The 26,021-nt window shown below is 62.3% G+C and carries 25 protein-coding genes; 20 read left to right on the forward strand and 5 right to left on the reverse strand.

What is annotated here, in order from left to right; translation table 11 throughout:
* Positions 1-19 precede the first annotated feature (19 nt).
* From hscA to AC3WK8_RS03190, 14 genes are all read left to right on the forward strand, one after another.
* A complete protein-coding gene (gene hscA, locus AC3WK8_RS03125; protein ID WP_103324007.1) occupies positions 20-1,882 on the forward strand; it encodes a Fe-S protein assembly chaperone HscA in 1,863 nt (620 codons plus the stop codon).
* 3 nt (positions 1,883-1,885) lie between these two features.
* Positions 1,886-2,227 (forward strand): ISC system 2Fe-2S type ferredoxin, encoded by a 342-nt coding sequence (fdx, locus tag AC3WK8_RS03130; RefSeq protein WP_022640702.1) that lies wholly within the window; start codon positions 1,886-1,888, stop codon positions 2,225-2,227.
* 14 nt (positions 2,228-2,241) lie between these two features.
* A complete protein-coding gene (gene iscX, locus AC3WK8_RS03135; RefSeq protein WP_022640701.1) occupies positions 2,242-2,442 on the forward strand; it encodes a Fe-S cluster assembly protein IscX in 201 nt (66 codons plus the stop codon).
* A gap of 94 nt (positions 2,443-2,536) precedes the next feature.
* Entirely contained in the window at positions 2,537-2,962 is a 426-nt protein-coding gene (ndk, locus tag AC3WK8_RS03140; RefSeq protein ID WP_022640700.1) for a nucleoside-diphosphate kinase, read from the forward strand.
* A gap of 31 nt (positions 2,963-2,993) precedes the next feature.
* Positions 2,994-4,142 (forward strand): dual-specificity RNA methyltransferase RlmN, encoded by a 1,149-nt coding sequence (gene rlmN, locus AC3WK8_RS03145; protein WP_031320437.1) that lies wholly within the window; start codon positions 2,994-2,996, stop codon positions 4,140-4,142.
* 12 nt (positions 4,143-4,154) lie between these two features.
* The gene (gene pilW / locus AC3WK8_RS03150) at positions 4,155-4,913 is read left to right on the forward strand and encodes a type IV pilus biogenesis/stability protein PilW (RefSeq protein ID WP_103324006.1); all 759 of its coding nucleotides are present in this window, start codon (positions 4,155-4,157) and stop codon (positions 4,911-4,913) included.
* Positions 4,913-5,929, forward strand: a complete 1,017-nt coding sequence (locus tag AC3WK8_RS03155) for a RodZ domain-containing protein (protein ID WP_103324005.1) — start codon at positions 4,913-4,915, stop codon at positions 5,927-5,929. Before pilW ends, AC3WK8_RS03155 begins: the two co-directional genes overlap by 1 nt.
* A 3-nt stretch (positions 5,930-5,932) precedes the next feature.
* On the forward strand, positions 5,933-7,042 hold the full coding sequence (gene ispG, locus AC3WK8_RS03160) for a flavodoxin-dependent (E)-4-hydroxy-3-methylbut-2-enyl-diphosphate synthase (protein WP_022640696.1): 1,110 nt from the start codon (positions 5,933-5,935) through the stop codon (positions 7,040-7,042).
* A 22-nt stretch (positions 7,043-7,064) separates the two neighbouring features.
* Positions 7,065-8,354, forward strand: a complete 1,290-nt coding sequence (hisS, locus tag AC3WK8_RS03165) for a histidine--tRNA ligase (protein ID WP_103324004.1) — start codon at positions 7,065-7,067, stop codon at positions 8,352-8,354.
* Between the two features lie 40 nt (positions 8,355-8,394).
* Entirely contained in the window at positions 8,395-9,036 is a 642-nt protein-coding gene (locus tag AC3WK8_RS03170) for a tetratricopeptide repeat protein (protein WP_022640694.1), read from the forward strand.
* A complete protein-coding gene (gene bamB, locus AC3WK8_RS03175; protein ID WP_022640693.1) occupies positions 9,029-10,180 on the forward strand; it encodes an outer membrane protein assembly factor BamB in 1,152 nt (383 codons plus the stop codon). Before AC3WK8_RS03170 ends, bamB begins: the two co-directional genes overlap by 8 nt.
* Before the next feature lie 141 nt (positions 10,181-10,321).
* On the forward strand, positions 10,322-11,794 hold the full coding sequence (der, locus tag AC3WK8_RS03180) for a ribosome biogenesis GTPase Der (protein WP_022640692.1): 1,473 nt from the start codon (positions 10,322-10,324) through the stop codon (positions 11,792-11,794).
* 185 nt (positions 11,795-11,979) lie between these two features.
* Positions 11,980-13,128 (forward strand): pyridoxal phosphate-dependent aminotransferase, encoded by a 1,149-nt coding sequence (locus tag AC3WK8_RS03185; protein WP_103324003.1) that lies wholly within the window; start codon positions 11,980-11,982, stop codon positions 13,126-13,128.
* Positions 13,116-13,907, forward strand: a complete 792-nt coding sequence (locus AC3WK8_RS03190) for an amidohydrolase (RefSeq protein WP_103324002.1) — start codon at positions 13,116-13,118, stop codon at positions 13,905-13,907. The genes AC3WK8_RS03185 and AC3WK8_RS03190 overlap by 13 nt, the downstream gene beginning before the upstream one ends.
* A gap of 230 nt (positions 13,908-14,137) precedes the next feature.
* Here the strand turns inward: AC3WK8_RS03190 and leuA are convergent, their stop codons facing one another.
* The 4 genes from leuA to AC3WK8_RS03210 form a co-directional block, all read right to left on the reverse strand.
* A complete protein-coding gene (gene leuA / locus AC3WK8_RS03195; RefSeq protein ID WP_085595015.1) occupies positions 14,138-15,817 on the reverse strand; it encodes a 2-isopropylmalate synthase in 1,680 nt (559 codons plus the stop codon).
* A 378-nt stretch (positions 15,818-16,195) separates the two neighbouring features.
* Positions 16,196-17,017, reverse strand: coding sequence for a M23 family metallopeptidase (locus AC3WK8_RS03200; RefSeq protein WP_022640687.1), 822 nt, complete (start codon positions 17,015-17,017; stop codon positions 16,196-16,198).
* A gap of 3 nt (positions 17,018-17,020) precedes the next feature.
* Positions 17,021-18,400 (reverse strand): exodeoxyribonuclease VII large subunit, encoded by a 1,380-nt coding sequence (xseA, locus tag AC3WK8_RS03205; protein WP_103324001.1) that lies wholly within the window; start codon positions 18,398-18,400, stop codon positions 17,021-17,023.
* A 47-nt stretch (positions 18,401-18,447) separates the two neighbouring features.
* A complete protein-coding gene (locus AC3WK8_RS03210) occupies positions 18,448-19,344 on the reverse strand; it encodes a LysR family transcriptional regulator (RefSeq protein WP_085595019.1) in 897 nt (298 codons plus the stop codon).
* Between the two features lie 102 nt (positions 19,345-19,446).
* Here AC3WK8_RS03210 and AC3WK8_RS03215 point away from each other — a divergent pair, with 102 nt between their 5' ends.
* From AC3WK8_RS03215 to AC3WK8_RS03240, 6 genes are all read left to right on the forward strand, one after another.
* Positions 19,447-20,217 (forward strand): sulfite exporter TauE/SafE family protein, encoded by a 771-nt coding sequence (locus AC3WK8_RS03215; RefSeq protein ID WP_103324000.1) that lies wholly within the window; start codon positions 19,447-19,449, stop codon positions 20,215-20,217.
* A 131-nt stretch (positions 20,218-20,348) separates the two neighbouring features.
* On the forward strand, positions 20,349-20,897 hold the full coding sequence (locus AC3WK8_RS03220) for a sugar ABC transporter ATPase (RefSeq protein WP_103323999.1): 549 nt from the start codon (positions 20,349-20,351) through the stop codon (positions 20,895-20,897).
* A 162-nt stretch (positions 20,898-21,059) separates the two neighbouring features.
* Positions 21,060-22,535: an IMP dehydrogenase gene (gene guaB, locus AC3WK8_RS03225; RefSeq protein ID WP_022640682.1), complete on the forward strand. Its 1,476-nt coding sequence runs from the start codon at positions 21,060-21,062 to the stop codon at positions 22,533-22,535.
* Between the two features lie 104 nt (positions 22,536-22,639).
* Positions 22,640-24,217 (forward strand): glutamine-hydrolyzing GMP synthase, encoded by a 1,578-nt coding sequence (gene guaA, locus AC3WK8_RS03230; protein WP_022640681.1) that lies wholly within the window; start codon positions 22,640-22,642, stop codon positions 24,215-24,217.
* 322 nt (positions 24,218-24,539) lie between these two features.
* Entirely contained in the window at positions 24,540-24,818 is a 279-nt protein-coding gene (locus tag AC3WK8_RS03235; RefSeq protein ID WP_103323998.1) for a hypothetical protein, read from the forward strand.
* A gap of 5 nt (positions 24,819-24,823) precedes the next feature.
* On the forward strand, positions 24,824-25,345 hold the full coding sequence (locus AC3WK8_RS03240) for a helix-turn-helix transcriptional regulator (RefSeq protein WP_103323997.1): 522 nt from the start codon (positions 24,824-24,826) through the stop codon (positions 25,343-25,345).
* A gap of 66 nt (positions 25,346-25,411) precedes the next feature.
* On the opposite strand, the gene AC3WK8_RS03245 is transcribed toward AC3WK8_RS03240, so the two are convergent.
* Positions 25,412-26,017 (reverse strand): ADP-ribosyltransferase family protein, encoded by a 606-nt coding sequence (locus tag AC3WK8_RS03245; RefSeq protein ID WP_068584785.1) that lies wholly within the window; start codon positions 26,015-26,017, stop codon positions 25,412-25,414.
* Positions 26,018-26,021 lie beyond the last annotated feature (4 nt).

The following is a 26,021-nucleotide window of genomic DNA, read 5'->3' on the forward strand; positions in this document are numbered from 1 at the left end:
CAGATAAGTCCAGATAGACATGGCCCTACTGCAGATCGCTGAACCCGGCCAAAGTCCTCAACCGCACCAGCGTCGCCTGGCTGTGGGGATCGACTTGGGTACTACCAATTCGCTGGTCGCTGCGTTGCGCAGCGGCCTTTCCGAGCCGCTGGCCGATGCGCAGGGCCAGGTCATCCTGCCCTCCGCCGTGCGCTACCACGCCGATCGCGTCGAGGTGGGTGAGTCCGCCCGGTTGGCGGCTCCCGCCGATCCCCTGAACACCGTGCTGTCGGTCAAGCGCCTGATGGGGCGTGGCCTGGCTGACGTCAAGCAACTGGGTGAGCAGCTTCCGTATCGTTTTGTCGGTGGTGAATCGCACATGCCGTTCATCGAGACGGTGCAGGGGCCGAAGAGCCCGGTGGAAGTCTCCGCCGAGGTGCTCAAGGTGCTGCGCCAGCGGGCCGAGGCGACTCTGGGCGGCGAGCTGGTCGGCGCGGTGATCACCGTTCCTGCCTATTTTGACGATGCCCAGCGGCAAGCGACCAAGGATGCGGCCAAGCTGGCCGGCCTGAATGTGCTGCGCCTGCTCAACGAACCAACGGCCGCCGCCGTGGCCTATGGCCTGGACCAGCAGGCCGAAGGGGTCGTGGCTATCTACGACCTGGGTGGCGGGACCTTCGATATCTCCATCCTGCGCCTGACCGGCGGTGTCTTCGAGGTGCTGGCCACGGGTGGTGATACCGCCCTGGGTGGCGACGATTTCGATCATGCCATCGCCAGCTGGATCATCCGGGGCGCCGGTTTGTCCTCCGACTTGGATCCGGGCGCGCAGCGTAACCTGTTGCAGATTGCCCGTGGGGCCAAGGAAGCCTTGACCGACGCCGCTTCTGTGGACGTCGAGTATGGCGCCTGGCGCGCCGCGCTCACCCGCGAGGCATTCGATGAATTGATCGAGCCGATGGTCGCTCGCAGCCTCAAGGCTTGTCGTCGCGCGGTGCGGGACTCCGGTGTCGAGCTCGACGAAGTGCGGGCCGTGGTCATGGTCGGCGGTTCGACCCGTGTTCCGCGGGTGCGTGAGGCGGTTGCCGAGATGTTCGGTCGCCAGCCGCTGACCGAGATCGATCCGGACCAGGTGGTGGCCATAGGTGCCGCGATCCAGGCCGATACCCTGGCGGGTAACAAGCGTGACGGCGGCGAATTGCTGCTGCTGGACGTGATTCCGCTGTCCCTGGGGCTGGAAACCATGGGGGGGCTGATGGAGAAGGTGATTCCGCGCAACACCACCATCCCGGTCGCACGAGCCCAGGATTTCACTACCTACAAGGATGGCCAGACGGCCATGATGATCCATGTGCTGCAGGGTGAGCGCGAGCTGATCAGCGACTGCCGCTCCCTGGCACGTTTCGAACTGCGCGGCATCCCGCCGATGGTGGCTGGCGCGGCGAAGATCCGGGTGACCTTCCAGGTGGACGCCGATGGCCTGCTCGGCGTTGCCGCGCGGGAGCTGGGGTCGGGAGTCGAAGCCAGTATCCAGGTCAAGCCGTCCTACGGGCTGACCGACGGCGAGATCGCCCGGATGCTCAAGGATTCCTTCCAGTACGCCGGCGATGACAAGGTCGCCCGCGTGCTGCGTGAGCAGCAGGTAGATGCCCAGCGGTTGATCGAGGCGGTGCAGGGGGCCCTGGAGGCCGACGGCGACCGCTTGCTGGACGCCGAGGAGCGCATGGTCATCGAGCTGCAGATGCAGGAACTGAGTGAATTGATGCGTGGCACCGATGGCTATGCCATCGAGCAGCAGACCAAGCGTCTGTCGCAAGTGACCGACGCCTTTGCTGCCCGTCGCCTGGATTCGACGGTGAAAGCCGCCCTGGCGGGGCGCAACCTGAATGAGATCGAGGAATAACTGATGCCGCAGATCATTTTTCTGCCCCACGCCGTGTTCTGCCCGGATGGCCTGGTCGTCGAAGTCGAGCCCGGCGTTTCGCTGCTCGAGGTTGCCCATGACAACCACATCGAGATCGAGAGCGCCTGCGGCGGTGTCTGCGCCTGCACTACCTGCCATTGCATCGTGCGCGAGGGTTTCGACTCGCTGAACGAGGCCGACGAGCTGGAAGAAGACTTGCTGGACAAGGCCTGGGGCCTGGAAGCCCAGTCGCGCTTGTCGTGCCAGGCTATTGTTGGCGATGAAGACCTGACTGTCGAAATTCCCAAGTACTCGCTCAACCACGCGGCCGAAGCGCCGCACTGATTCAAGGGGTCATCATGAGTCTGAAGTGGGTTGATGTACTGGAAATCGCGATCCAGCTGGCTGATTCCAAGCCGGATGTGGACCCGCGTTATGTGAACTTTGTCGATCTGCACAAGTGGGTTCTGGCATTGCCGGAGTTCAGTGACGATCCGGCTCGCGGAGGCGAGAAGGTTCTTGAAGCAATTCAGGCCGCCTGGATCGACGAAACTGACTGAATCCGCGGGCTACGCAGTTAGGCAATCCCTTTAAACCCGCGTATAATTCGCGGGTTTAATTTTTCGCTTTAATCACCGTTTCTGGAGTTACACCATGGCTGTTCAACGTACTTTCTCCATCATCAAGCCTGACGCTGTTGCAAAAAACGTCATCGGCAAGATCGTTTCCCGTTTTGAAGAAGCCGGTCTGCGCGTTGTAGCTTCGAAAATGAAGCAACTGTCCAAGGCCGAAGCCGAAGGTTTCTACGCTGAGCACAGCGAGCGTGGCTTCTTCGGCGAACTGGTTGCCTTCATGACTTCCGGTCCGGTTGTGGTTCAGGTTCTGGAAGGCGAGAACGCCATCGCTCGCAACCGTGAGCTGATGGGCGCTACCAACCCTAAAGAAGCTGCTGCCGGCACCATCCGCGCTGACTTCGCCGAGTCCATCGACGCCAACGCCGTTCACGGTTCGGACTCCGAAGCCGCCGCTGCTCGCGAAATCGCTTACTTCTTCGCAGCTACCGAGGTGACCACTCGCTAAGCCGCCAGGCCTGTGAGTGAAGGGTGAAACCATGACTACATCGATCGGCAAAACTAACCTGTTGGGGCTTACTCAACCGGAAATGGAGAAATTCTTCGACTCGATCGGGGAGAAGCGTTTCCGTGCCGGTCAGGTAATGAAATGGATTCACCACTTTGGCGTCGATGATTTCGACGCCATGACGAATGTCGGCAAGGCCTTGCGTGAAAAGCTCAAGGCCGTTGCCGAGATTCGCGGTCCGGAAGTGGTCAGCGAGGACATCTCCAGCGACGGCACCCGCAAGTGGGTGGTGCGCGTGGCGTCCGGCAGCTGCGTCGAGACCGTATACATTCCCCAGGGCAAGCGCGGCACCTTGTGCGTTTCGTCCCAGGCCGGCTGTGCCCTGGACTGCAGTTTCTGCTCCACCGGCAAGCAAGGCTTCAATAGCAACCTCACCGCCGCTGAAGTCATCGGCCAGGTGTGGATTGCCAACAAATCCTTCGGCAGCGTCCCGGCAACCATCGACCGAGCCATCACCAACGTGGTGATGATGGGCATGGGCGAGCCGCTGCTGAACTTCGACAACGTCATCGCGGCCATGCACCTGATGATGGACGACCTGGGCTACGGCATCTCCAAGCGCCGGGTGACCCTGTCGACCTCCGGCGTGGTACCGATGATCGATGAGCTGGCCAAGCACATCGACGTCTCACTGGCGTTGTCCCTGCACGCTCCCAACGATGCGCTGCGCAACCAGCTGGTACCGATCAACAAGAAGTACCCGCTGAAGATGCTGCTCGACTCGTGCCAGCGCTACATGTCGGCCCTGGGCGAGAAGCGTGTGCTGACCATCGAGTACACCCTGCTCAAGGACGTCAACGACCAGCCTGAGCACGCGGTGCAGATGATCGAGTTGCTCAAGGACATTCCTTGCAAGATCAACCTGATCCCGTTCAACCCGTTCCCCCACTCCGGCTACGAGCGTCCGAGCAACAACGCCATCCGGCGTTTCCAGGACCAGTTGCACCATGCCGGCTTCAACGTCACCGTACGCACCACCCGCGGGGAAGACATCGATGCCGCTTGCGGCCAGTTGGTAGGCCAGGTGCTGGACCGCACCCGGCGCAGTGAACGCTATATCGCCGTGCGTGAATTGAGCGCCGATGCCGATATGCCGCAAAGCGTCGCGGCCCGTACCTGAGAGAGGATCTCCATGGTCTTGCGCCTAGCGCTGCTCCTGCTTGTTGCCAGTCTTTGCGCTGGCTGTGTCATGTCGGGCAATTCCAGCCCGCTGGACACTGGCAAGGGGCGTGACGAGGCGCGCCAGGCCTATGTGCAGCTGGGGCTGGGCTATTTGCAGCAGGGCTTGGGTGAACAAGCCAAGGCCCCGCTGAAAAAGGCCCTGGAGCTGGCTCCCGACGATGCCGACGCCAATGCCGCCCTGGCGCTGGTGTTCCAGGCCGAGATGGAGCCGGCGCTGGCTGAAGCGCAGTTTCGCAAGGCCCTGGCGGCACGCCCGGACGATTCCCGGATTCTCAATAACTACGGCAGTTTCCTGTTCCAGGAAAAGCGCTACGACGACGCATACTCGCGTTTCGAGCAGGCCGCAGCTGATACCCTGTATCCCGGCCGTTCCCGGGTTCTCGAGAACCTTGGGATGACCGCCTCGAAGCTCGGCCAGCGCAAGCTGGCCCAGTCGCATCTGGAGAAGGCCCTGCGGCTGAATCACCAACAGCCTCGCGCATTGCTGGAAATGGCTGAGTTGTCTTACGAAGACAGGCATTATGTGCCCGCGCGTGATTATTACGATCGTTTTAACCTGCTTGGCGAGCAAAATGCACGTAGTCTATTGCTCGGCGTGCGCCTGGCAACGGTGTTCGAAGATCACGAGAAGGCCTCCAGTTACGGTCTGCAACTAAAACGACTCTATCCCGGTACGCCGGAATATCAGCAATACCTGTCGGAGCAATGATGAAAGTGGCGCAACCCGAAGTTCAAGCAGCGACTAGCGTCAATCCCGGTGAGACCTTGCGCCAGGCTCGCGAAAGCAATGGTTGGGCGCTGGCGGACGTGGCCCACAAGCTCAACCTCACTGTGAGCTCCCTGAGCAACCTGGAAGCCGGCGCATTCGACAAGCTCCCGGGGCATACCTTCGCCCGTGGCTATATCCGTGCCTACGCCAAGTTGCTGGATATGGACCAGGCGACCCTGGTCCAGGCTTTCGACCAATACACCGGCACCGACTCCCAAGGCAGCAGCGTGCATGCCTTGGGCCGTATCGAAGAGCCGGTGCGGGTCTCCCATACCATCCTGAGGATCGTCAGCCTGTTGTTGCTGGTGGCCGTGGTCGGCGGTGGTTTCATCTGGTGGCAAGACCAGACCTCGCAGCGCAGCAAGGAACTGGTGGGCCTGAGCCCGGAACATGTGGAAGTCGAGGGCGCCGACGGCAAGACCCAGATCCACCCGATCGACGAGCCGGAAGACCAGGCCGTTGCCGAAGGCCAGAGCGAAGCCGAGGCCAATGCTGCGCAATTGGCCGGCGAGGCACCTGCCGAGACCCCAGCCCCGGTTGTGGCTCCGGCTGCCCCTGCGCAGGCGCCGGCAGTTGCTCCAGCCGCTGTGTCCCATCCTGTGACCGCCCCGGCTACGGCCCCGGTGATCGCGGCCCCGGCCGCTCCGGTGCCAGCCCCGGCAACCACGGCGACCGCTCAGGCCAACGTGCCAGCCACGGTTGTCGCAGCCGCCGGCTCCGCGCAGGTGCAGATCCAGTTCAGCGCCGACTGCTGGACCCAGGTCACCGACGGCAATGGCAAGATCCTGCTCAGCGCCTTGAAGCGCAAGGGCGAGAGCGTCGATGTCAGCGGCAAGCCGCCTTTTGCCGTACGGCTGGGCTACGCCCGTGGAGCACAAATCAGCTACAACGGTCAGGCGGTGGATATCGCCCCGTTCACCACCGGCGAGACTGCTCGCCTGAAGTTAGGTCAATAAGTCATGCACGGCGAATCTCCAATCAAACGTCGCGAGTCCCGCAAGATCTGGGTCGGCTCGGTACCGGTGGGCGGCGATGCCCCGATCGCGGTACAGAGCATGACCAACAGCGACACCAACGATGTGGCCGCAACCGTGGCCCAGATCAACCGCCTGGAAGCCGCCGGTGTCGATATCGTGCGGGTTTCGGTGCCCGATATGGACGCCGCCGAAGCGTTCGGCCGGATCAAGCAGCAGGTCAAGGTACCGCTGGTGGCCGACATCCACTTCGACTACCGGATCGCCCTGCGGGTGGCCGAGCTGGGCGTCGATTGCCTGCGGATCAACCCGGGTAACATCGGTCGCGAGGATCGGGTGCGCGCGGTAGTGGACGCGGCCCGTGACCGCGGCATCCCGATCCGCATCGGGGTCAATGCCGGCTCGCTGGAAAAGGACCTGCAGAAGAAGTATGGCGAACCGACCCCGGCAGCGCTGGTGGAGTCGGCATTACGCCATGTGGAACACCTGGAACGGCTGAACTTCAAGGATTTCAAGGTCAGCGTCAAAGCCTCCGATGTGTTCATGGCCGTCGAGGCCTACCGTCTGCTGGCCAAGGAAATCATCCAGCCCCTGCACCTGGGGATCACTGAAGCCGGCGGTTTGCGTTCAGGCACGGTGAAATCCGCCGTCGGCCTCGGTATGCTGCTGGCCGAAGGGATTGGCGATACCATTCGCATCTCGTTGGCGGCCGATCCGGTCGAGGAAGTGAAGGTCGGCTACGACATCCTCAAGTCCCTGCACCTGCGTTCCCGTGGCATCAACTTCATCGCCTGCCCGAGCTGCTCGCGGCAGAATTTCGATGTGGTGAAAACCATGAACGAGCTGGAAGGGCGTCTGGAGGACCTGCTGGTACCCATGGATGTCGCGGTGATCGGTTGTGTGGTCAACGGTCCGGGCGAAGCCAAGGAAGCCCATGTGGGGTTGACCGGCGGTACACCGAACCTGATCTACATCGATGGCAAGCCGTCGCAGAAACTGACCAATGACAATCTGGTGGACGAGCTGGAAAAGCTGATCCGGCAGAAGGCGGCCGAAAAGGTCGAGGCCGACGCAGCGCTGATCGCTCGTGGCTAACCGAACGTATTAAGGATTCTTTGTGAGCAAGTCCCTGCAAGCCATTCGTGGCATGAACGACATCCTGCCCGAGCAGACGCCGCTGTGGCGCTACTTCGAAGGCACCGTGGCACGGCTGCTGGATAACTACGGTTACAAGCAGATCCGCATGCCGATCGTCGAGTTCACCGAGCTGTTCAAGCGCTCCATCGGTGAAGTGACCGACATCGTCGAAAAAGAGATGTACACCTTCGAGGACCGCAACGGCGATTCCCTGACCCTGCGTCCGGAAGGCACCGCCGCCTGTGTGCGCGCAGCCCTGGAACATGGCCTGACTGGTGCCGGCCAGGTGCAGAAGCTCTGGTACATCGGCCCGATGTTCCGCCATGAGCGTCCACAGAAAGGCCGTTATCGCCAGTTTCACCAGATCGGCCTGGAAGTGTTCAACCTGGACGGTCCGGACATCGATGCCGAACTGATCGTGCTGACCTGGCGCCTGTGGGGCGAGCTGGGGATCCGCGATGCGGTGAAGCTTGAGCTCAACAGCCTGGGGACCGCCGAGGCCCGTGCGCGTTACCGCGATGCCCTGGTGGAGTTCCTCTCGGCCCGCCACGAACAGTTGGACGAAGACAGCCAGCGTCGCCTCAAGACCAACCCACTGCGGGTGCTGGACACCAAGGACCCAGGCACCCAGGCGGTGCTGGTGGACGCGCCGAAGCTGGCCGACTACCTGGACGAAGAGTCCCGGGTGCATTTCGAAGGCCTCAAGGCCCGCCTGGAAGCCGCTGGCATCCCCTATGTGATCAATCCGAAGCTGGTGCGTGGCCTGGACTACTACAGCAAGACCGTCTTCGAGTGGGTGACCGACAAGCTCGGTGCCCAGGGCACTGTCTGCGCCGGCGGCCGCTACGACGGCCTGGTGGAGCAGATGGGCGGCAAGCCGACCCCGGGCGTGGGTTTCGCCATGGGTATCGAGCGCCTGGTGCTGATGCTGGAGACCCTGGAGCGGGTGCCGGAAGAGATCTCCCGCCAGGTGGATGTCTACCTGTGCGCCTTTGGCGAGGCCGCCGAACTGGCAGGCCTGGCCCTGATCGAGCGGGTACGCGATCAACTGCCGAACCTGCGCCTGCAGGTCAACGCCGGTGGTGGCAGCTTCAAGAGCCAATTCAAGAAGGCCGACAAGAGCGGTGCGCTGTATGCGCTAATCCTCGGTGACGACGAAATGGCCCAGCAAGTGGTAGGTTTCAAGCCCCTGCGTGGCCAGGGCGAACAACAAAGCATTGCCTGGGATGCACTCGCTGCGCACCTGGCCACCTGCGTCGTGCAGGGTTGAAGCTGTCAAACAGCCGATTTAGCGAATAAGGAGTATTGGGGTGTCGAGTACCGAAGATGAACAGCTGGCGGAATTGAAAGACTGGTGGCAGCGTAACGGCAAACCCCTGGTGAACGGCGGCCTGCTGGCCCTGGTCATCGTGTTCGGCTGGCAGGCCTGGCACAAATATCAGAACAACCAGTCGCAAGGCGCTTCGGTGCTCTATCAGCAACTGCTTGAAACCACCCTGACGCCTGATGGCAAGCCGGATGCAGCCCGTGTCACCGACCTGGCCGGCAAGCTCAACAGCGAGTTCGGCGGCAGCGCCTATGCGCAGTACGGCAGCCTGTTCGTCGCCAAGGTAGCAGTGGACAGCGGCAAGCTGGATGACGCTGTAGCCCAGCTCAAGGCCGTGGCCGACAAGCCGGCGAACGCGACCCTGGGCGAAGTGGCGCGTCAGCGCCTGGCCCAGGTGCTGGCCGCGCAGAACAAGGCCGACGAGGCCCTGAAGCTGCTCGACGGCGATGCCGACAAGGCCTTCCTGGCCACCCGTGAAGAACTCAAGGGCGATCTGCTGGTCCAGTTGGGCCGCATTGACGAAGCCCATGCTGCATATCAGAAAGCCAAGGCGGCGCTGTCGGATGAAGCAGCGGTCGGTGGCCTACAAATCAAGCTCGACGACCTGGCCAAAGGGGATGCGTGACGTGATCCGTTGGAAACATGCAGCATTGCTGGCCCTGGCCTTGTTGGCCGCGGGTTGCAGCAGCAACAGCAAGAAAGAACTGCCACCGGCCGAACTGGTCGACTTCAAGGAAGAGGTGGTCCTGCAGAAACAGTGGAGCCGCTCCATCGGTGATGGCCAGGGCGAAACCTACAACATGCTGGTTCCAGCTATCGACGGCAGCACCATCTACGCCGCCGATGTCACCGGTGTAGTGGTGGCCATGGACCGCATGAACGGCGACGTCAAGTGGAAGCAGGACCTGGAACTGCCGGTTTCCGGCGCCGTGGGCGTGGGTTACGGCCTGGTGATGATCGGCACCCTCAAGGGTGAAGTCATTGCCCTGGACACTTCCAACGGTGAAGAGAAATGGCGTGCCCGTGTCACCAGTGAAGTGCTGGCTCCGCCGGCTACCAACGGTGATGTAGTGGTGGTCCAGACCCAGGATGACCGGGTGATCGGCCTCGATGCCAGCACCGGCAACCAGCTCTGGCTCTACGACAGCACCCCGGCGGTCCTGACCCTGCGTGGCACCAGTGCTCCGCTGGCGACCAACCGCCTGGCCCTGGCCGGCCTTTCCACCGGCAAGGTAGTGGCGCTGGATATCCGCAACGGCGTGCCGGTGTGGGAGCAGCGTGTCGCCATCCCGCAAGGTCGTTCCGAGCTGGATCGCGTGGTGGACATCGACGGCGGCCTGCTGCTGTCCGGTGGCACCCTGTACGTGGCCAGCTACCAGGGGCGTGTCACGGCCCTGGATCTGGAGAGCGGTCGCCCGCTGTGGCAGCGTGATGCTTCCAGCTACGCAGGTGTCGCCCAGGGCTTCGGCAGCGTCTACGTGAGCCTGTCCTCGGGTACCGTGGAAGGCATCGACGAGCGTTCGACCTCCGCCCTGTGGAGCAACGATTCCCTGGCTCGCCGCCAGCTGTCGGCACCGGAAGTGTTCTCCAGCTATGTGGCCGTGGGTGACCTGGAAGGCTACCTGCACCTGCTGAGCCAGGTGGATGGTCGTTTCGTCGCTCGTGAGCGCATCGACAGTGACGGCCTGCGCGCTCGTCCGCTGGTGGTGGGCGACATGATCTACGTGTTTGGCAACAGCGGCAAACTGGAAGCCCTGACCATCAAGTAATGGTTTGACTATGCTTGGGGTTGATTCCCCAAGCGGCCTTGTCTGGACAAGGCTTGCAGCACTTTAAGGTGCTGCCCCGAGCACCAGCCGCTGCCTCGCAGCGGCTTTTGTATTTTCTGAAATAATGCAGTGGAGAGCCGCATGGTTCCCGTAATCGCCCTGGTGGGCCGACCCAACGTCGGCAAGTCCACCTTGTTCAACCGCCTGACTCGGACTCGCGACGCCATCGTCGGCGACCTGTCCGGTCTGACCCGTGATCGCCAATACGGTGAGGCCAAGTGGCAAGGGCGTACCTATATTCTCATCGACACCGGTGGTATCTCCGGTGACGAACATGGCATGGATGAAAAGATGGCCGAGCAGTCGCTGCTGGCCATCGAAGAAGCCGATGTGGTGCTGTTCCTGGTGGACGCCAAGGCCGGGTTCACCGCGGCCGACCAGATGATCGGCGAGCACCTGCGCAAACGTAACAAGACCTCCTACGTGATCGCCAACAAGGTCGACAACATCGACCCGGACATGGCTCGCGCCGAGTTTGCCCCGCTGGGCATGGGGGACGCGATCCCGATCGCCGGCGCCCACGGCCGTGGCATCAGCCAGATGCTGGAAATCACCCTGCGCGAATTCCCCAAGGATGACGCCGACGAGCTCGAAGAGGGCGAGGAAGAGATCGTTGCCGAAGGCGAGGAAGCCAAGCGTATTCCTGGTCCGAGCGAGAAGGATGGGATCAAGATCGCCATCATCGGTCGTCCCAACGTAGGCAAGTCGACCCTGGTCAACCGCATGCTCGGTGAAGACCGGGTCATCGTCTACGATCAGCCCGGCACCACCCGCGACAGTATCTACATCCCGTTCGAGCGCAACGAGGAGAAGTACACGCTGATCGACACCGCGGGTGTGCGCAAGCGCGGCAAGATCCACGAGGAAGTCGAGAAGTTCTCGGTGGTCAAGACGCTGCAGGCGATCAAGGATGCCAACGTGGTGATCTTCGTCATGGACGCCCGCGAAGGTGTGGTGGACCACGACCTGAACCTGCTGGGCTTCGCCCTGGAAGCCGGTCGGGCATTGGTGATCGCCCTGAACAAGTGGGACGGCATGCAGCCTAGCGAGCGCGACTACGTGAAGACCGAGCTGGAGCGCCGGCTGTTCTTCGTCGACTTCGCCGATATCCACTTCATCTCGGCATTGCACGGCACTGGCGTGGGCAACCTGTACCAATCGGTGCAGAACTCCTTCAAGTCGGCGGTGACCCGCTGGCCTACCAGCCGCCTGACCCAGATCCTGGAAGACGCCGTGAGCGAGCATGCCCCGCCCATGGTCAACAGCCGCCGGATCAAACTGCGCTACGCCCACCTGGGTGGTGCCAACCCGCCGTTGATCGTGATCCACGGCAACCAGGTGGAGAAGGTGCCCAAGTCCTATGTGCGCTACCTGGAGAACACCTACCGGCGCGTGCTGAAGCTGGTGGGTACGCCGATTCGTATCGAGTTCAAGGGCAGCGACAACCCGTACGAGGGCAACAAGAACACGCTCACCGACCGTCAGGTCAACAAGAAGCGCCGCTTGATGTCGCACCACAAGAAAGCCGACAAGAAGCGCCGCGACAAGCGTTGAGACAGCGCTTGGAGTTGCAAGCTACAAGCCAGTAAAAAGCGGCAAGGGCTTGCAGCTTATGGCTTGCAGCTTGTAGCGGCGATTAAAAAGGGTCCTTGAGGGACCCTTTTTTAATCGCCGTCCTTTGGGCTATCCTCGGGACCTCCCGCGCCGTCGTAGAGCCGGGTGTTCAGCAGGGAACCCGCATGATCACCAGCAAACTGCCGAATGTCGGCACCACCATCTTTACGCAAATGTCCCAGCTCGCGGCCCAGACCGGAGCGCTCAACCTGTCCCAGGGATTCCCGGATTTCGACGGCCCGCAAGCACTGCGCGATGCAGTCGGCCGGCATGTCGCCAGTGGTCATAACCAGTACGCACCGATGACCGGCCTGCCGGCGCTACGCCAGCAGGTGGCGGCCAAGATCGCTCGCAGCTATGGCGCCAAGGTCGACCCTGACGCTGAAGTGACCATCACGCCGGGGGCGACCCAGGCGATCTTCTGCGCAATCCATGCAGTGATCCGCCCGGGAGATGAAGTCATCGTCTTCGACCCCAGCTACGACAGCTACGAGCCATCGGTAGAACTGGCCGGCGGTCGCTGCGTGCACGTACAACTGGGCCAGGGCGACTTCGCCATCGACTGGCAGCAGCTCGAGGCAGCGCTGGGGCCGCGTACGCGGATGATCATCATCAATACCCCGCACAACCCCAGTGGCGCCCTGCTCAGTCGCGCCGAGCTGGACCGGTTGGCCGAGCTGATCCGCGCTCGCGACATCTACCTGGTCAGCGACGAGGTGTATGAGCATCTGGTGTTCGATGGCGTGCCCCATGCCAGCGTCCTGGCCCATGAGGAGTTGTACCAGCGGGCATTCGTGGTCAGCTCCTTCGGCAAGACCTACCACGTCACCGGCTGGAAGACTGGCTACGTGGTGGCGCCACCGGCCTTGAGCGCCGAGCTGCGCAAGGTGCATCAATATGTCAGCTTCTGCGGGGTGACCCCTTTGCAGTACGCTCTCGCCGATTTCATGGCCGAGCATCCGGAACACGTCGAGCAGTTGCCTGCTTTCTACCAGGCCAAGCGTGATCTGTTCTGTGATCTGTTGAGCGCTTCACGCTTCAGTTTCACCCGGGTGACCGGCACCTACTTTCAACTGGTGGATTATTCGCAGATTCGTCCAGACCTGAACGATGTCGAGATGGCGACCTGGATGACCCGTGAACATGGGGTCGCGGCCATTCCGGTGTCGGTGTTCTATCAGCAGCCGCCCCAGGGGCAGCGTCTGGTGCGTCTGTGTTTTGCCAAGCGCGAGGAGACGCTGCGTCAGGCAGCGGAGAAACTATGCGTGATCTGAGTGCACTACCCGATCTGGACCTGGCTTTGGTCCAGACGACCCTGGCCTGGCACGATCGCCAGGCCAACCTGGAACATTTCGAACCGTTGCTGGAGCAGGCCCGTGGCGCCGACCTGGTGATTCTTCCGGAGATGTTCACTACCGGCTTCTCCATGGAGTCCCAGACCCTGGCGGAAGCGGAGAATGGTCCGACCAGCAAGTGGTTGCGTTGCCAGGCGAAGAAGCTCGATGCGGTGATCACTGGCAGCGTGATCATCCAGGCGGCCGATGGCAGCCACCGCAATCGCCTGCTGTGGGCGCGCCCCGACGGTGAAGTCTGGCACTACGACAAGCGTCACCTGTTCCGCATGGCTGGCGAGCACGAGCATTTCACTCCTGGCGAGCGCCAAGTGCAGTTCGAGCTCAAGGGTTGGCGCATTCGCCCGTTGATCTGCTACGACCTGCGTTTCCCGGTGTGGAGCCGAGATTCCCAGGACACCGATCTACTGCTGTACACCGCCAACTGGCCGGGAGCGCGGCGCTTGCACTGGAACCGGCTGCTGCCGGCGCGCGCCATCGAGAACCTGTGTTATGTCGCCGCGGTAAACCGGGTGGGCACCGATGGCAAGGGCTTCGCCTACACCGGTGACAGCCAGGTGCTGGACTTCCAGGGCGAGAGCCTGCTCAGTGCCGGAGAGGCGGACGGGGTATTCCAGGTCTGCCTCAAGGCTGCGGACCTGGCCGCCTACCGCGCCCGTTTTCCGGCCAACCTCGATGCCGACGGCTTCAGGTTCACCTAGGGCTCATCAAGCTTCGTGCCCGAAGGCCGATAGGACATGATTCGAGGAGGAATCATTCATGACCGCCATCGATGCCCATGCTGGCATTCCTTACCCTTCGTCCGCGGCGAGCGTTCGGGCAGTGTCGACGTGAATGCTTGATTGACCGAGGCAAGTCCCGGGATTGCCGGTGAGATGCAAAAAGGCCCCGGGGAGTCCGACTCCCCGGGGCCTTTGCGTAAAGGCTAGGTTTAAGCAGCCTTGGCCTGCTGTTCGCTCAGGGAGCGGTTCAGGGCGCTGAACAAGGCCTTGAAGCTTGCAGTGGTGATGTTTTCATCGATACCCACACCGTGCACCGCACGCTCACCATTGACCCGCAACTCGATGTAGGCCGCCGCCTTGGCGTTGGTGCCCGCGCCGATAGCGTGTTCGTTGTAGTCCATGATTTCCACCGGGACCGGCAGCCCAGCCACCAGTGCCTCCAGGGCGCCGTTGCCCTTGCCGCGCCAGTGCAGGTTGGTTTCGCCCTGGCCCTTGCTCGCGACTTCCACCTCCACGGAGCTGTGGCCGTTCTCTTCCTGCAGGCGATGGCTGACCAGCGCGTACGGGGTGTTGGCCTGCAAGTACTCGCTGTGCAGCAACGCGTGGATCTGCTGGGCGGTCATCTCCAGGCCGAGGCGGTCGGTTTCCCGCTGTACCACCTGGCTGAACTCGATCTGCATGCGGCGCGGCAAGCTGATGCCGTATTCCTGTTCCAGCAGGTAGGCAATGCCGCCCTTGCCCGACTGGCTGTTGACGCGGATCACGGCTTCATAGCTGCGGCCGATGTCGGCCGGGTCGATCGGCAGGTACGGTACTTCCCAGACGCCATCGGCTTGCTGCTGGGCGAAGCCCTTGCGGATTGCATCCTGGTGGGAGCCGGAGAAGGCGGTGTGGACCAGGTCGCCCACATAGGGGTGGCGCGGATGCACGGGAATCTGGTTGCACTCTTCCACCACCTTGCGCACGCCGTCGATGTCGGAGAAGTCCAGCTCGGGGTCGATGCCCTGGGTGTAGAGGTTCAGGGCCACGGTCACCAGGTCGACGTTGCCGGTACGCTCGCCGTTGCCGAACAGGCAGCCTTCGACGCGGTCGGCACCGGCCATCAGGCCCAGTTCGGTAGCTGCTACGCCGGTGCCACGGTCGTTGTGGGTGTGCAGGCTGATGATCACGCTGTCACGGCGGTTGATGTTGCGGCAGAACCACTCGATCTGGTCGGCGTAGATATTCGGCGTTGCCACTTCGACGGTAGCTGGCAGGTTGAGGATCACCTTATGAGTTGGAGTTGCGTTCCACACTTCCACCACGGCGTCGCAGACTTCCTTGGCGAATTCCAGCTCGGTGGCGCTGAAGGTTTCCGGCGAGTATTCGAACTGCCACTGGGTTTCCGGTTGCTGGGCCGCGTACTTGACGAACAGCTTGGCCGCATTCACCGCGATTTCCTTCACCCCGGCCTTGTCCTGGTTGAAGACGATGCGGCGGAAAGAAGGGCTGGTGGCGTTGTAGAGGTGGACGATCGCCTTTTTCGCCCCGCGCAAGGATTCGAAGGTGCGGGCGATCAAGTCTTCACGAGCCTGGGTCAGCACCTGGATGGTGGTGTCGTCCGGAATATGCTTGTCTTCGATCAGGGTCCGTACGAAGTCGAAGTCGGTTTGCGAAGCGGCAGGGAACGAAGCTTCGATTTCCTTCACACCGACCGCCACCAGGGTCTTCCAGAAACGCAGTTTCTTGACCGCGTCCATCGGTTCGATCAGCGACTGGTTGCCATCGCGCAAGTCCGAGCTGCACCAGATCGGCGCGCTGGTGATGGTCTTCGACGGCCAGGTGCGGTCCGGCAAGTTGATGGTCGGGAACGCGCGGTACTTGGAGGACGGATCTTTGAGCATGGTCATGGCGAAATCCTTATGGTCCGGGCCGAAAAGGGGCGGCCTGCCGGTGAGTCAAGAATGAATTGTTGACGCAGGGGGATGAGGCACCGCGGTTCAGCCTGGCAGTCGTGCGCTGACGAGGCAGAGGCTCCGGTGTTGACGACGCTGAATGAGGGTGTGAGAGGTTTTCATGTGCTCAACCCTAACTATTGGGGTCAGAGATGGCAAGCAACGAAAAAAAATTGAGAGGAATACTCGAATTTCAAAAATTGACGAGATTTTATTCTGCTTGATGGTTTTTTGTTTTATGTGGATTGCGCAGTCCTCGCGAGCTGCGCAATCCCCAGGGCAAGCGCCATTGGCCGGAAAGGGCCGGCGGTAGTCCGCTTATGGCGAGGCAGATCAGGGTTGGAAGGCGCCGATGAAGATCGCCGGATCGACCCGTGCGTCGTTCAGGCTGACGTTCCAGTGCATGTGCGGACCGGTGGCCCGGCCGGTGGAGCCGACCTTGCCGACCACTGCGCCGCGGGCCAGGGATTGGCCGACCTTCACGTCGATCTTCGACATGTGGCAGAACATGCTGATGAAACCCTGGCCATGGTCGACGAACACCGTGTTGCCATTGAAGAAGTAGTTGCCGGTGAGAATCACCTTGCCCGCCGCCGGCGTCTTGATCGGCGTGCCCGCCGGCACCGCGAAGTCCAGGCCCGAATGCGGGTTGCGTTCCTCACCGTTGAAGAAACGGCGCACGCCGAACTTGCTCGACAGCGGCCCGTTCACCGGCTTGTCCAGCAACAGGTTGCTCGGGGTATTGGCGCTGAAGCTGCGGTAGGCGCGCAGTTGCTCGGCCAGTTCGGCATCGATGCGTTTCAGGTCGGCCGGGTTGGGATTCACCTGGCGCTGGTTCTTCAGGGTGATGTGCTGCTCGGGATACTTCTTGTTCCCGACCACGAAACCCAGGTTGCCGCTGGCGCTAGTCAGTTGCTGGGCCCCGGGCTTGACCGTCAGCGGAATGCCGACGATCGCCAGCCAGTTGGCCTGCTCCTTGACCACCAGCACCGGCTTGCCCTGGTAGCTGGCCTTGGGCGCCTGGGTGGCTTGGCCGAGGTCGATCACCGCCACGCCGCCGGGCACGGGTTTGTTCAACAGGCGGGTGATATAGCTATCGGCCTGGGCATTGCAGGCCAGGCACAGCAACAGCAGGGAGCAGAGAAAACGTGGCATGGATCAGTCCAGTAGGGAAAGGGTGACAGGCGTCAGGTGGTTGTCCTCGACCCGCACCTGCAACTCGCCTTCGCCCAGGCGCGCGGTGAGGCGCTGGCCATTGCGGGTTTGCGCGGCGCTGCGGATGGCCTGGCCACGCTCGTCGAGGAGAATGCTGTAGCCCCGGCCCAGGGTCGCCAGGGGGCTGACCACGTGCAAGGTCTGCATCTGGCTGTGCAGTTGCAAGCGCCGGGCCTTCAGGCCTTCGCGCATGGCCCGGGGCAGGCGTTCGGCGAGGCTGTCCAGGCGCTGGCGCAACAGCGCCAGGTTGCGTCCCGGATGCTGGGCGCCGAGGCGGGTCTCCAGGCGGATCAGGCGTTCGCGGCGGGTATTCAGGCTGCGCTCGAAAGCCCGGCGCAGGCGCATGTCCAGGTCGTCCAGGCGCTGTGCCTGCTGGCGCAACCGCTCGCCTGGATGGCGCAGACGCCGGGCCAGGCCATCCAGGCGCAGGCGCTCGCGCAGCAAGCGGTCGCGCATGCGCATTACCAAGCGGCGGTGCAGGCTGTCGACCCGCCGTTGCAGGTCGCTGGAGTCCGGGGCCAGCAACTCGGCGGCGGCCGAGGGCGTGGGCGCGCGGACGTCGGCCACGAAATCGCTGATGGACACGTCGGTTTCATGGCCGACGGCGCTGACGATCGGTGTCACGCAGTTGGCTACAGCCCGAGCCACCGGCTCCTCGTTGAAGCACCAGAGATCTTCCAGGGAGCCGCCACCACGGGCCAGGATCAAGGCGTCGAAGCCCCGGGCATCGGCCAGTTGCAGGGCCCGGACGATCTGCGCCGTGGCTTCGCGGCCCTGCACTGCGGTAGGGATCAAGGTCAGCGAGACTTGAGGCGCGCGGCGCCGGAAGACACTGATGATGTCGCGAATCACCGCCCCCGTGGGTGAACTGATGATGCCGATGCGTTGGGGGTGGGCCGGTAGCGGCCGCTTGCGCTCGGCGCTGAACAGGCCTTCGGCGCTGAGCTTGTCCTTCAAGGCCTCGAAGGCCAGGCGCAGGGCACCGTCGCCGGCTGGTTCCACGGTGTCGAGAATCAGTTGATAGTCGCCGCGTCCCTCGAACAGCGAGACCTTGCCCCGTACCTTGACCGCCAGGCCGTCCTTGAGCGCCTGGCGCACCCGCGCGGCGTTCTGCCGGAACAGCGCGCAGCGCACCTGGGCGCCACTGTCCTTGAGGGTGAAGTACACATGGCCGGAAGCCGGACGGGCGAGGTTGGAGATCTCGCCCTCGACCCAGATATTGCTGAACACGTCCTCGAGCAGCACCCGGGCGCGGCCGTTGAGCTGGGTGATGGTGAGGACTTCGCGGTCCAGTCCGAGTCGTGCAAAGGGATCTTTAATCATGGGGCGCAGTTTAAAGGGCTGTTTCCCAATGGGCCAAGGCAAATCGCTTATAGACAGTCGCGAAAATGTTCGACGAACTGTGCCACCAGCGGCGTGGGTTCCTGGCGGCAGGCGAGGGCGATGACACTCTGGCAATCGCTATCGGCCAAGGGCAGGAAATGGATGCTGGCCGGGGCTATATCCTGCATCGACTCGGGCAGCAGGGCGATGCCGAAACCGGCCTGGATCAACTGCAACTGGGTGGTCTTGCGCGACATCACCCGCGCCGCCTTGGGAAAGAAGCCCTGGCGCATGCACAACTCGGCCGAGAGGTAGCTCAAGCCGCCACGCTGGGGATGGGGAATGGAGATAAAGGCTTCGTCGCGCAGTTGCGCCAAGTCGACCTCCTTGGCCGCCGGGTCGAGCGCCAGCGGATGTGTCGGTGGCAGCGCCACCAGCAAGGGTTCGCTGAACAGCGGGATGATTTGCACCCCTTCGCGCTGGCGCAGCACTGGCAGGCGCAACAGGCCGACGTCCAGGCGGCCCTCGGCCAGTTCCTCCAACTGTGCTTCGGAAGACAGCTTGACGATGTCCAGCGAGGCCCCGGGGCATTGCTGTAGATAGTGGCTGATCCCCCGTAGCAGGCGCCCGCTCATGGGCACGGTGCTGGAGTGGCTCAGGCGCAGGGTTCCCAGCTGGCCCTGGCCGACCTGGGTCGCCAGCTCGCCGGCCTTGTGCAGTTCGGTCAGCAGGTTGCGAGCCTTGGGGAAGAACGCCTCGCCGGCGGCGGTCAAGCGTGGCAGGCGAGCGGTACGCTCGAACAACGGGGTTTGCAGCAGGCCTTCGAGCTCCTTGATCTGCCGGCTCAGGGCCGACTGGGCGACGAACAGGCGTTCAGCCGCAGCACTGAAGCTGCCGCATTCGGCGATTTCCACGAAGTAGCGCAGTTGACGGGTTGAAATCACAAGTCATGCCTTTTTGCGATGAGTGGGCGGCTGCGACGATATTAGTCGCAAGGCTCGTCTCTGGCTAAAGTCGTGGGACATAAGGTCGAGGAAGTGGCGGTAATGAGTCTGTTCGTTGAAGGATTGAACCAGTGGGCGTTCGGGCCGGGTGCCTGGCTGGCGATCGGCTTGGGCATTGCCCTGGCCTACATAGTGTTCGGCATCGCCGGTTTCGGTACGGCGTTGGTGGCCGGGCCGATCCTGATCCTGTTCATGCCCTTGTCGAAGATCGTGCCGTTGCTGGTGCTGCTGGATTTCATCGCCGCCTTCGGCAGCTTCCTGTCATCACGCAAGGACGTGGCCAAGCCCGAGTTGCTGCGCCTGTTGCCGTGCATGGCAGTGGGCTGCACCCTGGGGGTGATCTTCCTGCTCAGCCTCAAGTCCGATGTGTTGCTGCTGCTGATGGGGATATTCATTTGTGCCTATGCCATCTACAGCCTCTGGGTGAAGGCCCGCCCGGCGCAGATGGCGGCCGGTTGGTCGGTGCCCATGGGCATCGTGGGTGGTTTGTTCGGTGCCTTGTTCGGCAGCGGTGGCTTTCTGTATGCGATCTACCTGAACAGTCGGTTGCCCAAGGACTCGGCCCGGGCGACCCAGAGCGCGCTGATCAGCAGCAGTACCGTGGTACGCCTGAGCCTGTTCGCCCTGGCCGGGGTCTACGCCGAGGTATCGCTGCTGTTGCTGGCGCTGTGCTTGTTGCCGGCCATGGTGTTGGGGTCGTGGATTGGCCGGCGCTTGGCGATGAAACTGTCCCGGGAAACCTTCGTGCGCCTGGTGACCTGGCTGGTACTGGCCAGTGGCATTGCCCTGATCGGCCGTTACCTGAGCGCTTGACCTGTAAGGAGCAGGGATTAAGCTGCCGGCCCTCGGCGCTGCTCGTCGCCGAACCGGCTTCTACACTTGGGTGATGGGGTCGGCTCGCCGGCGCTGCGTTTTCCCTGTCCCTCGACGCTCCAGGCTGGACCATGAATTCCCAAAGCATCCTCGTCCCGAAAATCTCCACGTTGCCGGTGCATGAGCCCCGGGCCCGCGCCATAGTGCGCTGGCTGGTACGCAAGAATATCGTCGAGGAAGCCCTGACCACTTGCGGGCGCACCGGCAACCGCATGGGGCATGCCATCGCGCCAGGCGCCCGGGACGTGGTGCTGCATCCTGAGGCGCTGCCGTTCGGTGAGCCAGTCAATGGCCTGGAGATCATCACCAAGCGCTGCATCTATACCCCGACCAAGGGCTTCCTCGAAGAAGCCGGTTGCGCCGAGTGCCGCCAGGAAATCGGCGAGGCCTTGTTCGAAAGCCTGGAAGACTGGATGCCCGGGCGCACCGACAACTTCACCTGTCCCGAATGCGGCCATGAAGACGACATCAACGGCTTCCTGTTCCTCCAGCCGTGCGGGTTTTCCAACCTGGGCTTCATCTTCAACAACTGGGCCGAAGCGGGGTTCAAGCAGAGCTTCATCGATGAGTTCGCCGACTGGCTGGACCAGCCGATGAGCTGGATCAAGGTCCAGTTGTAGTTTCTTGGCGGGGGCGCCCGGTTGGCCGGGTTGGTTCCGGCTAGCATGGCAGGCGCTCTCCATCCATCACTCCAACGATATTAGATCGAGTTTTACATTGAGCCCGGCAGGCGGTCTGAGTATAATGGCGCGCTTCCATTTTCCCGCCCGGGAGCCCCCGCGATGCTGCGTATCAGCCAAGAAGCCCTCACCTTCGACGACATCCTCTTAGTGCCCGGTTATTCCGAAGTACTGCCTAACGAAGTCAGTCTAAAGACCCGTTTGACCCGTGGCATCGAGCTGAATATCCCACTGGTTTCCGCCGCCATGGACACCGTCACTGAAGCCCGTCTGGCGATCGCCATGGCTCAGGAAGGCGGCATCGGCATCATCCACAAGAACATGACCATCGAGCAGCAAGCTGCCGAAGTGCGCAAGGTCAAGCGTTTCGAGGCCGGTGTGGTCAAGGACCCCATCACCATCGAAGCCGACGCCACTGTGCGCGACCTGCTCGACCTGACCAAGACCCACAACATCTCCGGCGTGCCGGTGCTGCACAACGGTGACCTGGTGGGCATCGTGACTTCCCGTGACGTGCGTTTCGAAAGCCGCCTGGAAGTCAGCGTCCGCGAAGTGATGACGCCTAAAGAGCGCCTGGTCACTGTCAAGGATGGGGCCGTCGCCGACAAGTCCGCCGTTCGCGAGCTGCTGCACAAGCACCGCATCGAGCGCGTGCTGATCGTCGATGATGCCTTCGTCCTCAAGGGCATGATGACCGTCAACGACATCGAGAAGGCCAAGGCCTACCCGCTGGCCAGCAAGGACGACCAGGGCCGCCTGCGCGTCGGTGCTGCCGTCGGTACCGGCAAGGACACCGGCGAGCGCGTTGCCGCCCTGGTGGCTGCCGGTGTCGACGTGGTGGTAGTGGATACCGCCCACGGCCATTCCAAGGGCGTGATCGATCGCGTTCGCTGGGTGAAAGAGAACTACCCGCAAGTGCAGGTGATCGGTGGCAACATCGCCACCGGTGCCGCCGCCAAGGCCCTGGCCGACGCTGGCGCCGACGCGGTCAAGGTTGGTATCGGCCCAGGCTCGATCTGCACCACCCGTATCGTTGCCGGTGTCGGCGTGCCGCAGATCAGCGCCATCGCCAACGTCGCAGCGGCACTGGAAGGCACGGGTGTGCCACTGATCGCCGACGGCGGTATCCGCTTCTCCGGCGACCTATCCAAGGCCATCGTCGCCGGCGCTTCCTGCGTGATGATGGGTTCGATGTTCGCCGGTACCGAAGAGGCTCCAGGTGAGGTCGAACTGTTCCAGGGCCGCTCCTACAAGGCTTACCGCGGCATGGGCTCGCTGGGTGCCATGGCACAGGCGCAAGGCTCTTCGGACCGCTACTTCCAGGACTCCTCGGCCGGTGCCGAGAAGCTGGTTCCGGAAGGTATCGAAGGTCGCGTTCCCTACAAGGGCGCACTGGCCGCGATCATCCACCAGCTGATGGGTGGCCTGCGGTCCTCCATGGGCTACACCGGCAGCGCGACCATCGACGAGATGCGCACCAAGCCGGAGTTCGTACGCATCACCGGTGCCGGCATGGCTGAATCCCACGTCCATGACGTGCAGATCACCAAGGAAGCACCCAACTATCGCGTAGGTTGATAGTGGTCGCCTTCAGGTCCAGGCCTGCAGGCGATCGACGAATCTAGTAACCGGGGCTGTGTTTTTCAGCCCCGTGTCGTTTCTGAAATTAGACGAGACTGACCATGGCCCTCGACATTCATGCTCACCGCATCCTGATCCTCGACTTCGGTTCCCAGTACACCCAGCTGATCGCCCGCCGCGTGCGCGAAATCGGCGTGTACTGCGAACTGCACCCGTTCGACATGGACGATGAAGCGATCCGCGAATTCAATCCGCGCGGCATCATCCTGGCCGGTGGCCCGGAGTCGGTCCACGAAGCCAACAGCCCGCGTGCACCGCAAGCGGTATTCGACCTGAAGGTCCCGCTGCTGGGCATCTGCTACGGCATGCAGACCATGGCCGAGCAAATGGGCGGCAAGGTCGAAGGTTCCGAGCTGCGCGAATTCGGTTATGCCCGCGTTGATGTAGTCGGCAAGAGCCGCCTGCTGGACGGTATCGAAGACCACGTCGACGACGACGGCGTACTGGGCCTGGACGTGTGGATGAGCCACGGCGACAAGGTCACCCAGATGCCGGGCAACTTCAACATCCTGGCCAGCACCCCGAGCTGCCCGATCGCCGGCATGTTCGACGACGCCCTGGGCTACTACGGCGTGCAGTTCCACCCGGAAGTGACCCACACCAAGCAAGGCGGTCGTATCCTGTCGCGATTCGTCCAGGACATCTGCGGCTGCGAGGCCCTGTGGACTGCATCGAACATCGTCGAGGACGCCATCGCCCAGGTCCGTGCACAAGTGGGCTCGGCCAACGTCCTGCTCGGCCTGTCCGGCGGTGTCGACTCCTCGGTGGTTGCCGCGCTGTTGCACCGCGCCATCGGCGACCAGCTGACCTGCGTATTCGTCGACAACGGCCTGCTGCGCCTGCACGAAGGCGACCAGGTGATGGCCATGTTCAAGGAGAACATGGGCGTCAAGGTGATCCGTGCCGACGCCGAGAAGCAGTTCCTCGACAACCTGGCCGGTGAAGCCGACCCGGAGAAGAAGCGCAAGATCATCGGTCGCACCTTCATCGACGTGTTCGATGCCGAAGCCAGCAAGCTGGAAAACATCCAGTTCCTCGCCCAGGGCACCATCTACCCCGACGTGATCGAATCGGCTGGCGCCAAGAGCGGCAAGGCCCACGTGATCAAGTCGCACCACAACGTCGGTGGCCTGCCGGAGGAAATGAACCTCAAGCTGGTCGAGCCGCTGCGCGAACTGTTCAAGGACGAAGTGCGCAAGATCGGCCTGGAGCTGGGCCTGCCGTACGACATGGTCTATCGCCACCCGTTCCCGGGCCCGGGCCTGGGCGTGCGTATCCTCGGCGAAGTGAAGAAGGAGTACGCCGACATCCTGCGTCGCGCCGACCACATCTTCATCGAAGAACTGCGCAAGGCCGACTGGTACCACAAGACCAGCCAGGCATTCGTGGTGTTCCAGCCGGTGAAATCGGTGGGCGTCGTGGGTGACGGTCGGCGCTACGCCTGGGTCGTGGCCCTGCGCGCGGTAGAGACCGTGGACTTCATGACCGCTCGTTGGGCGCACCTGCCATACGAGCTGCTGGAGACCGTCAGCGGCCGGATCATCAACGAGATCGAAGGCATCTCCCGCGTCACCTACGACGTGTCGAGCAAGCCGCCAGCCACCATCGAGTGGGAATGATCGGCGCCAAGTGATCGGCACTTGATCCATTCGCGGTAAACAATGGCGATCGGAACCTTTGGGGGCCGATCGCCATTGTCGTTCAAGGGCGCGTGCATTTGGCGCTATCGGCATTTGTGTTGCTGAACCTTTGTAAACCACGGTTTTCAAGCGTCCGGCAATATCACGTAAGACATGTTCAGCACTGTGCCCCGGGCGTCTCTCTACTCTTGAGGTTTCCCCCGCTGTTTCTTTCGCGGTTTATCCGTTGAGCGGGTTTGTTCGAAGTCTTCATGGTTGTCAGTTGACAACCATGGTTTGCTGGCGATACTGGAGGCTATGGATGGCTCGGGCAACTCATCCCAAGAAGGACATTGAAATGGCCCTGCGCTACGCCGAATGGCAGGGCTGGCGGATCGAAGTTGGCAGTGGTCATGCCTGGGGCAGAATTTACTGCCCGTACAACAATGAGGTGTGTCGTTGTGGTGAGTTCTGCATCACCAGCGTGTGGCGCACCCCTAAGAATCCGACCCTGCACGCCCGGGCCCTTTGCCGGGTGATCGACAACTGCACCTTGAACCAGCTGCGTGGGGGCAAGGCCCCCGCACCTCGACAGGAGTAAGGATCATGGAGTACCTGTTTACCCTCAACTATCTGCTGCCGGCCGAGGATTGCGACCTCCTGCAACTGGTGGAGCGCCTTGGCGCAGCGGATTGCACCGACGTCCTGGTGGGCACCGGCCTGGCCGGGCGCCTGGCCCTGGAGTTCACTCGCGAGGCCGAGAGTGCCGAGGTCGCGTTGCTCAGCGCCCTGGGCGATATCAAGCGAATCATTCCCGAGGCGCGGCTGGTGGAGGCCAGCCCGGATTTCGTCGGTCTCAGCGAAATCGCCGAAATCATCGGGGTGTCCCGGCAGAACATGCGCAAGTTAATGTTGGGCCATGCCGAGAGTTTTCCCTTGGCGATTCATGAGGGCAGCTCCTCGCTGTGGCACCTGGCGGAAGTCTTGAGCTGGCTGGACAGCAGAGGCGGTTATTCTCTCGAGCATCCGGTGATCGAAGTGGCGCGGGTGGCCCAGCAAGTGAACGTCGCCAAGGAGTCGCTGCGTATCGGGCCATCGAGTGGTGAACTGATCGCCTTGCTGGGCTGAATGGCTTCGATAGAGGCCTTGGTCAGTTTTTCGCCAGATGCGGGCGGGGGCTTTGCAGCCGCTGCGTCACGCATCGATCTGGAACAGGCTGCCTGTATCGACATAGCGTGGACTCTTGAGGATCTTGAGTTTTATCAGGTGTACTTCATTTTGCCCGGGAGCGTATTCGCTCGCTTCTTCCGGGCTCAAGACTCGTGGTTTGGACGTTATCTGGAATGTTGTTCCGCAGCCCAGGAGATATTCGCTTTCACTGATTCCAGGGAAAAAGTCGAGGGGAGCGAGCGCAGTGCCCGGTGGGCACTCGATCTCCAGAACCAGCGGAGCAGCAGATGGCGGGATAAACCTGCGCAACACCTGTTTATCGCTCGTAGTCGACATAAAGGCCTGGTACGTGAAATGACCTTCGAGTGCCTGGAGTAATGGCACTGAAAACTCGAAGCCGGATGTCATTCGAAACAAGGTGAGCGTGCTGGTGGGGGTAGCGCAGATGAGTTTCTGCAGGTGCGGCAGGTCATCGATGAACTTATCGATTGGCAGGCCTGCCTTCAGACGGCCATTGAGTTCAAAGGCATAACAGTTGTCGGCGGTTTTGTAGCTTCTGCATACCCGTAGAAGTTCAGCGCAGTCCGGGAGACTGCCCAGGTGTGCCTTGAACGCTTCGTGATGGTTCATGAAT

The organism is Pseudomonas sp. FW507-12TSA (assembly GCF_058781435.1).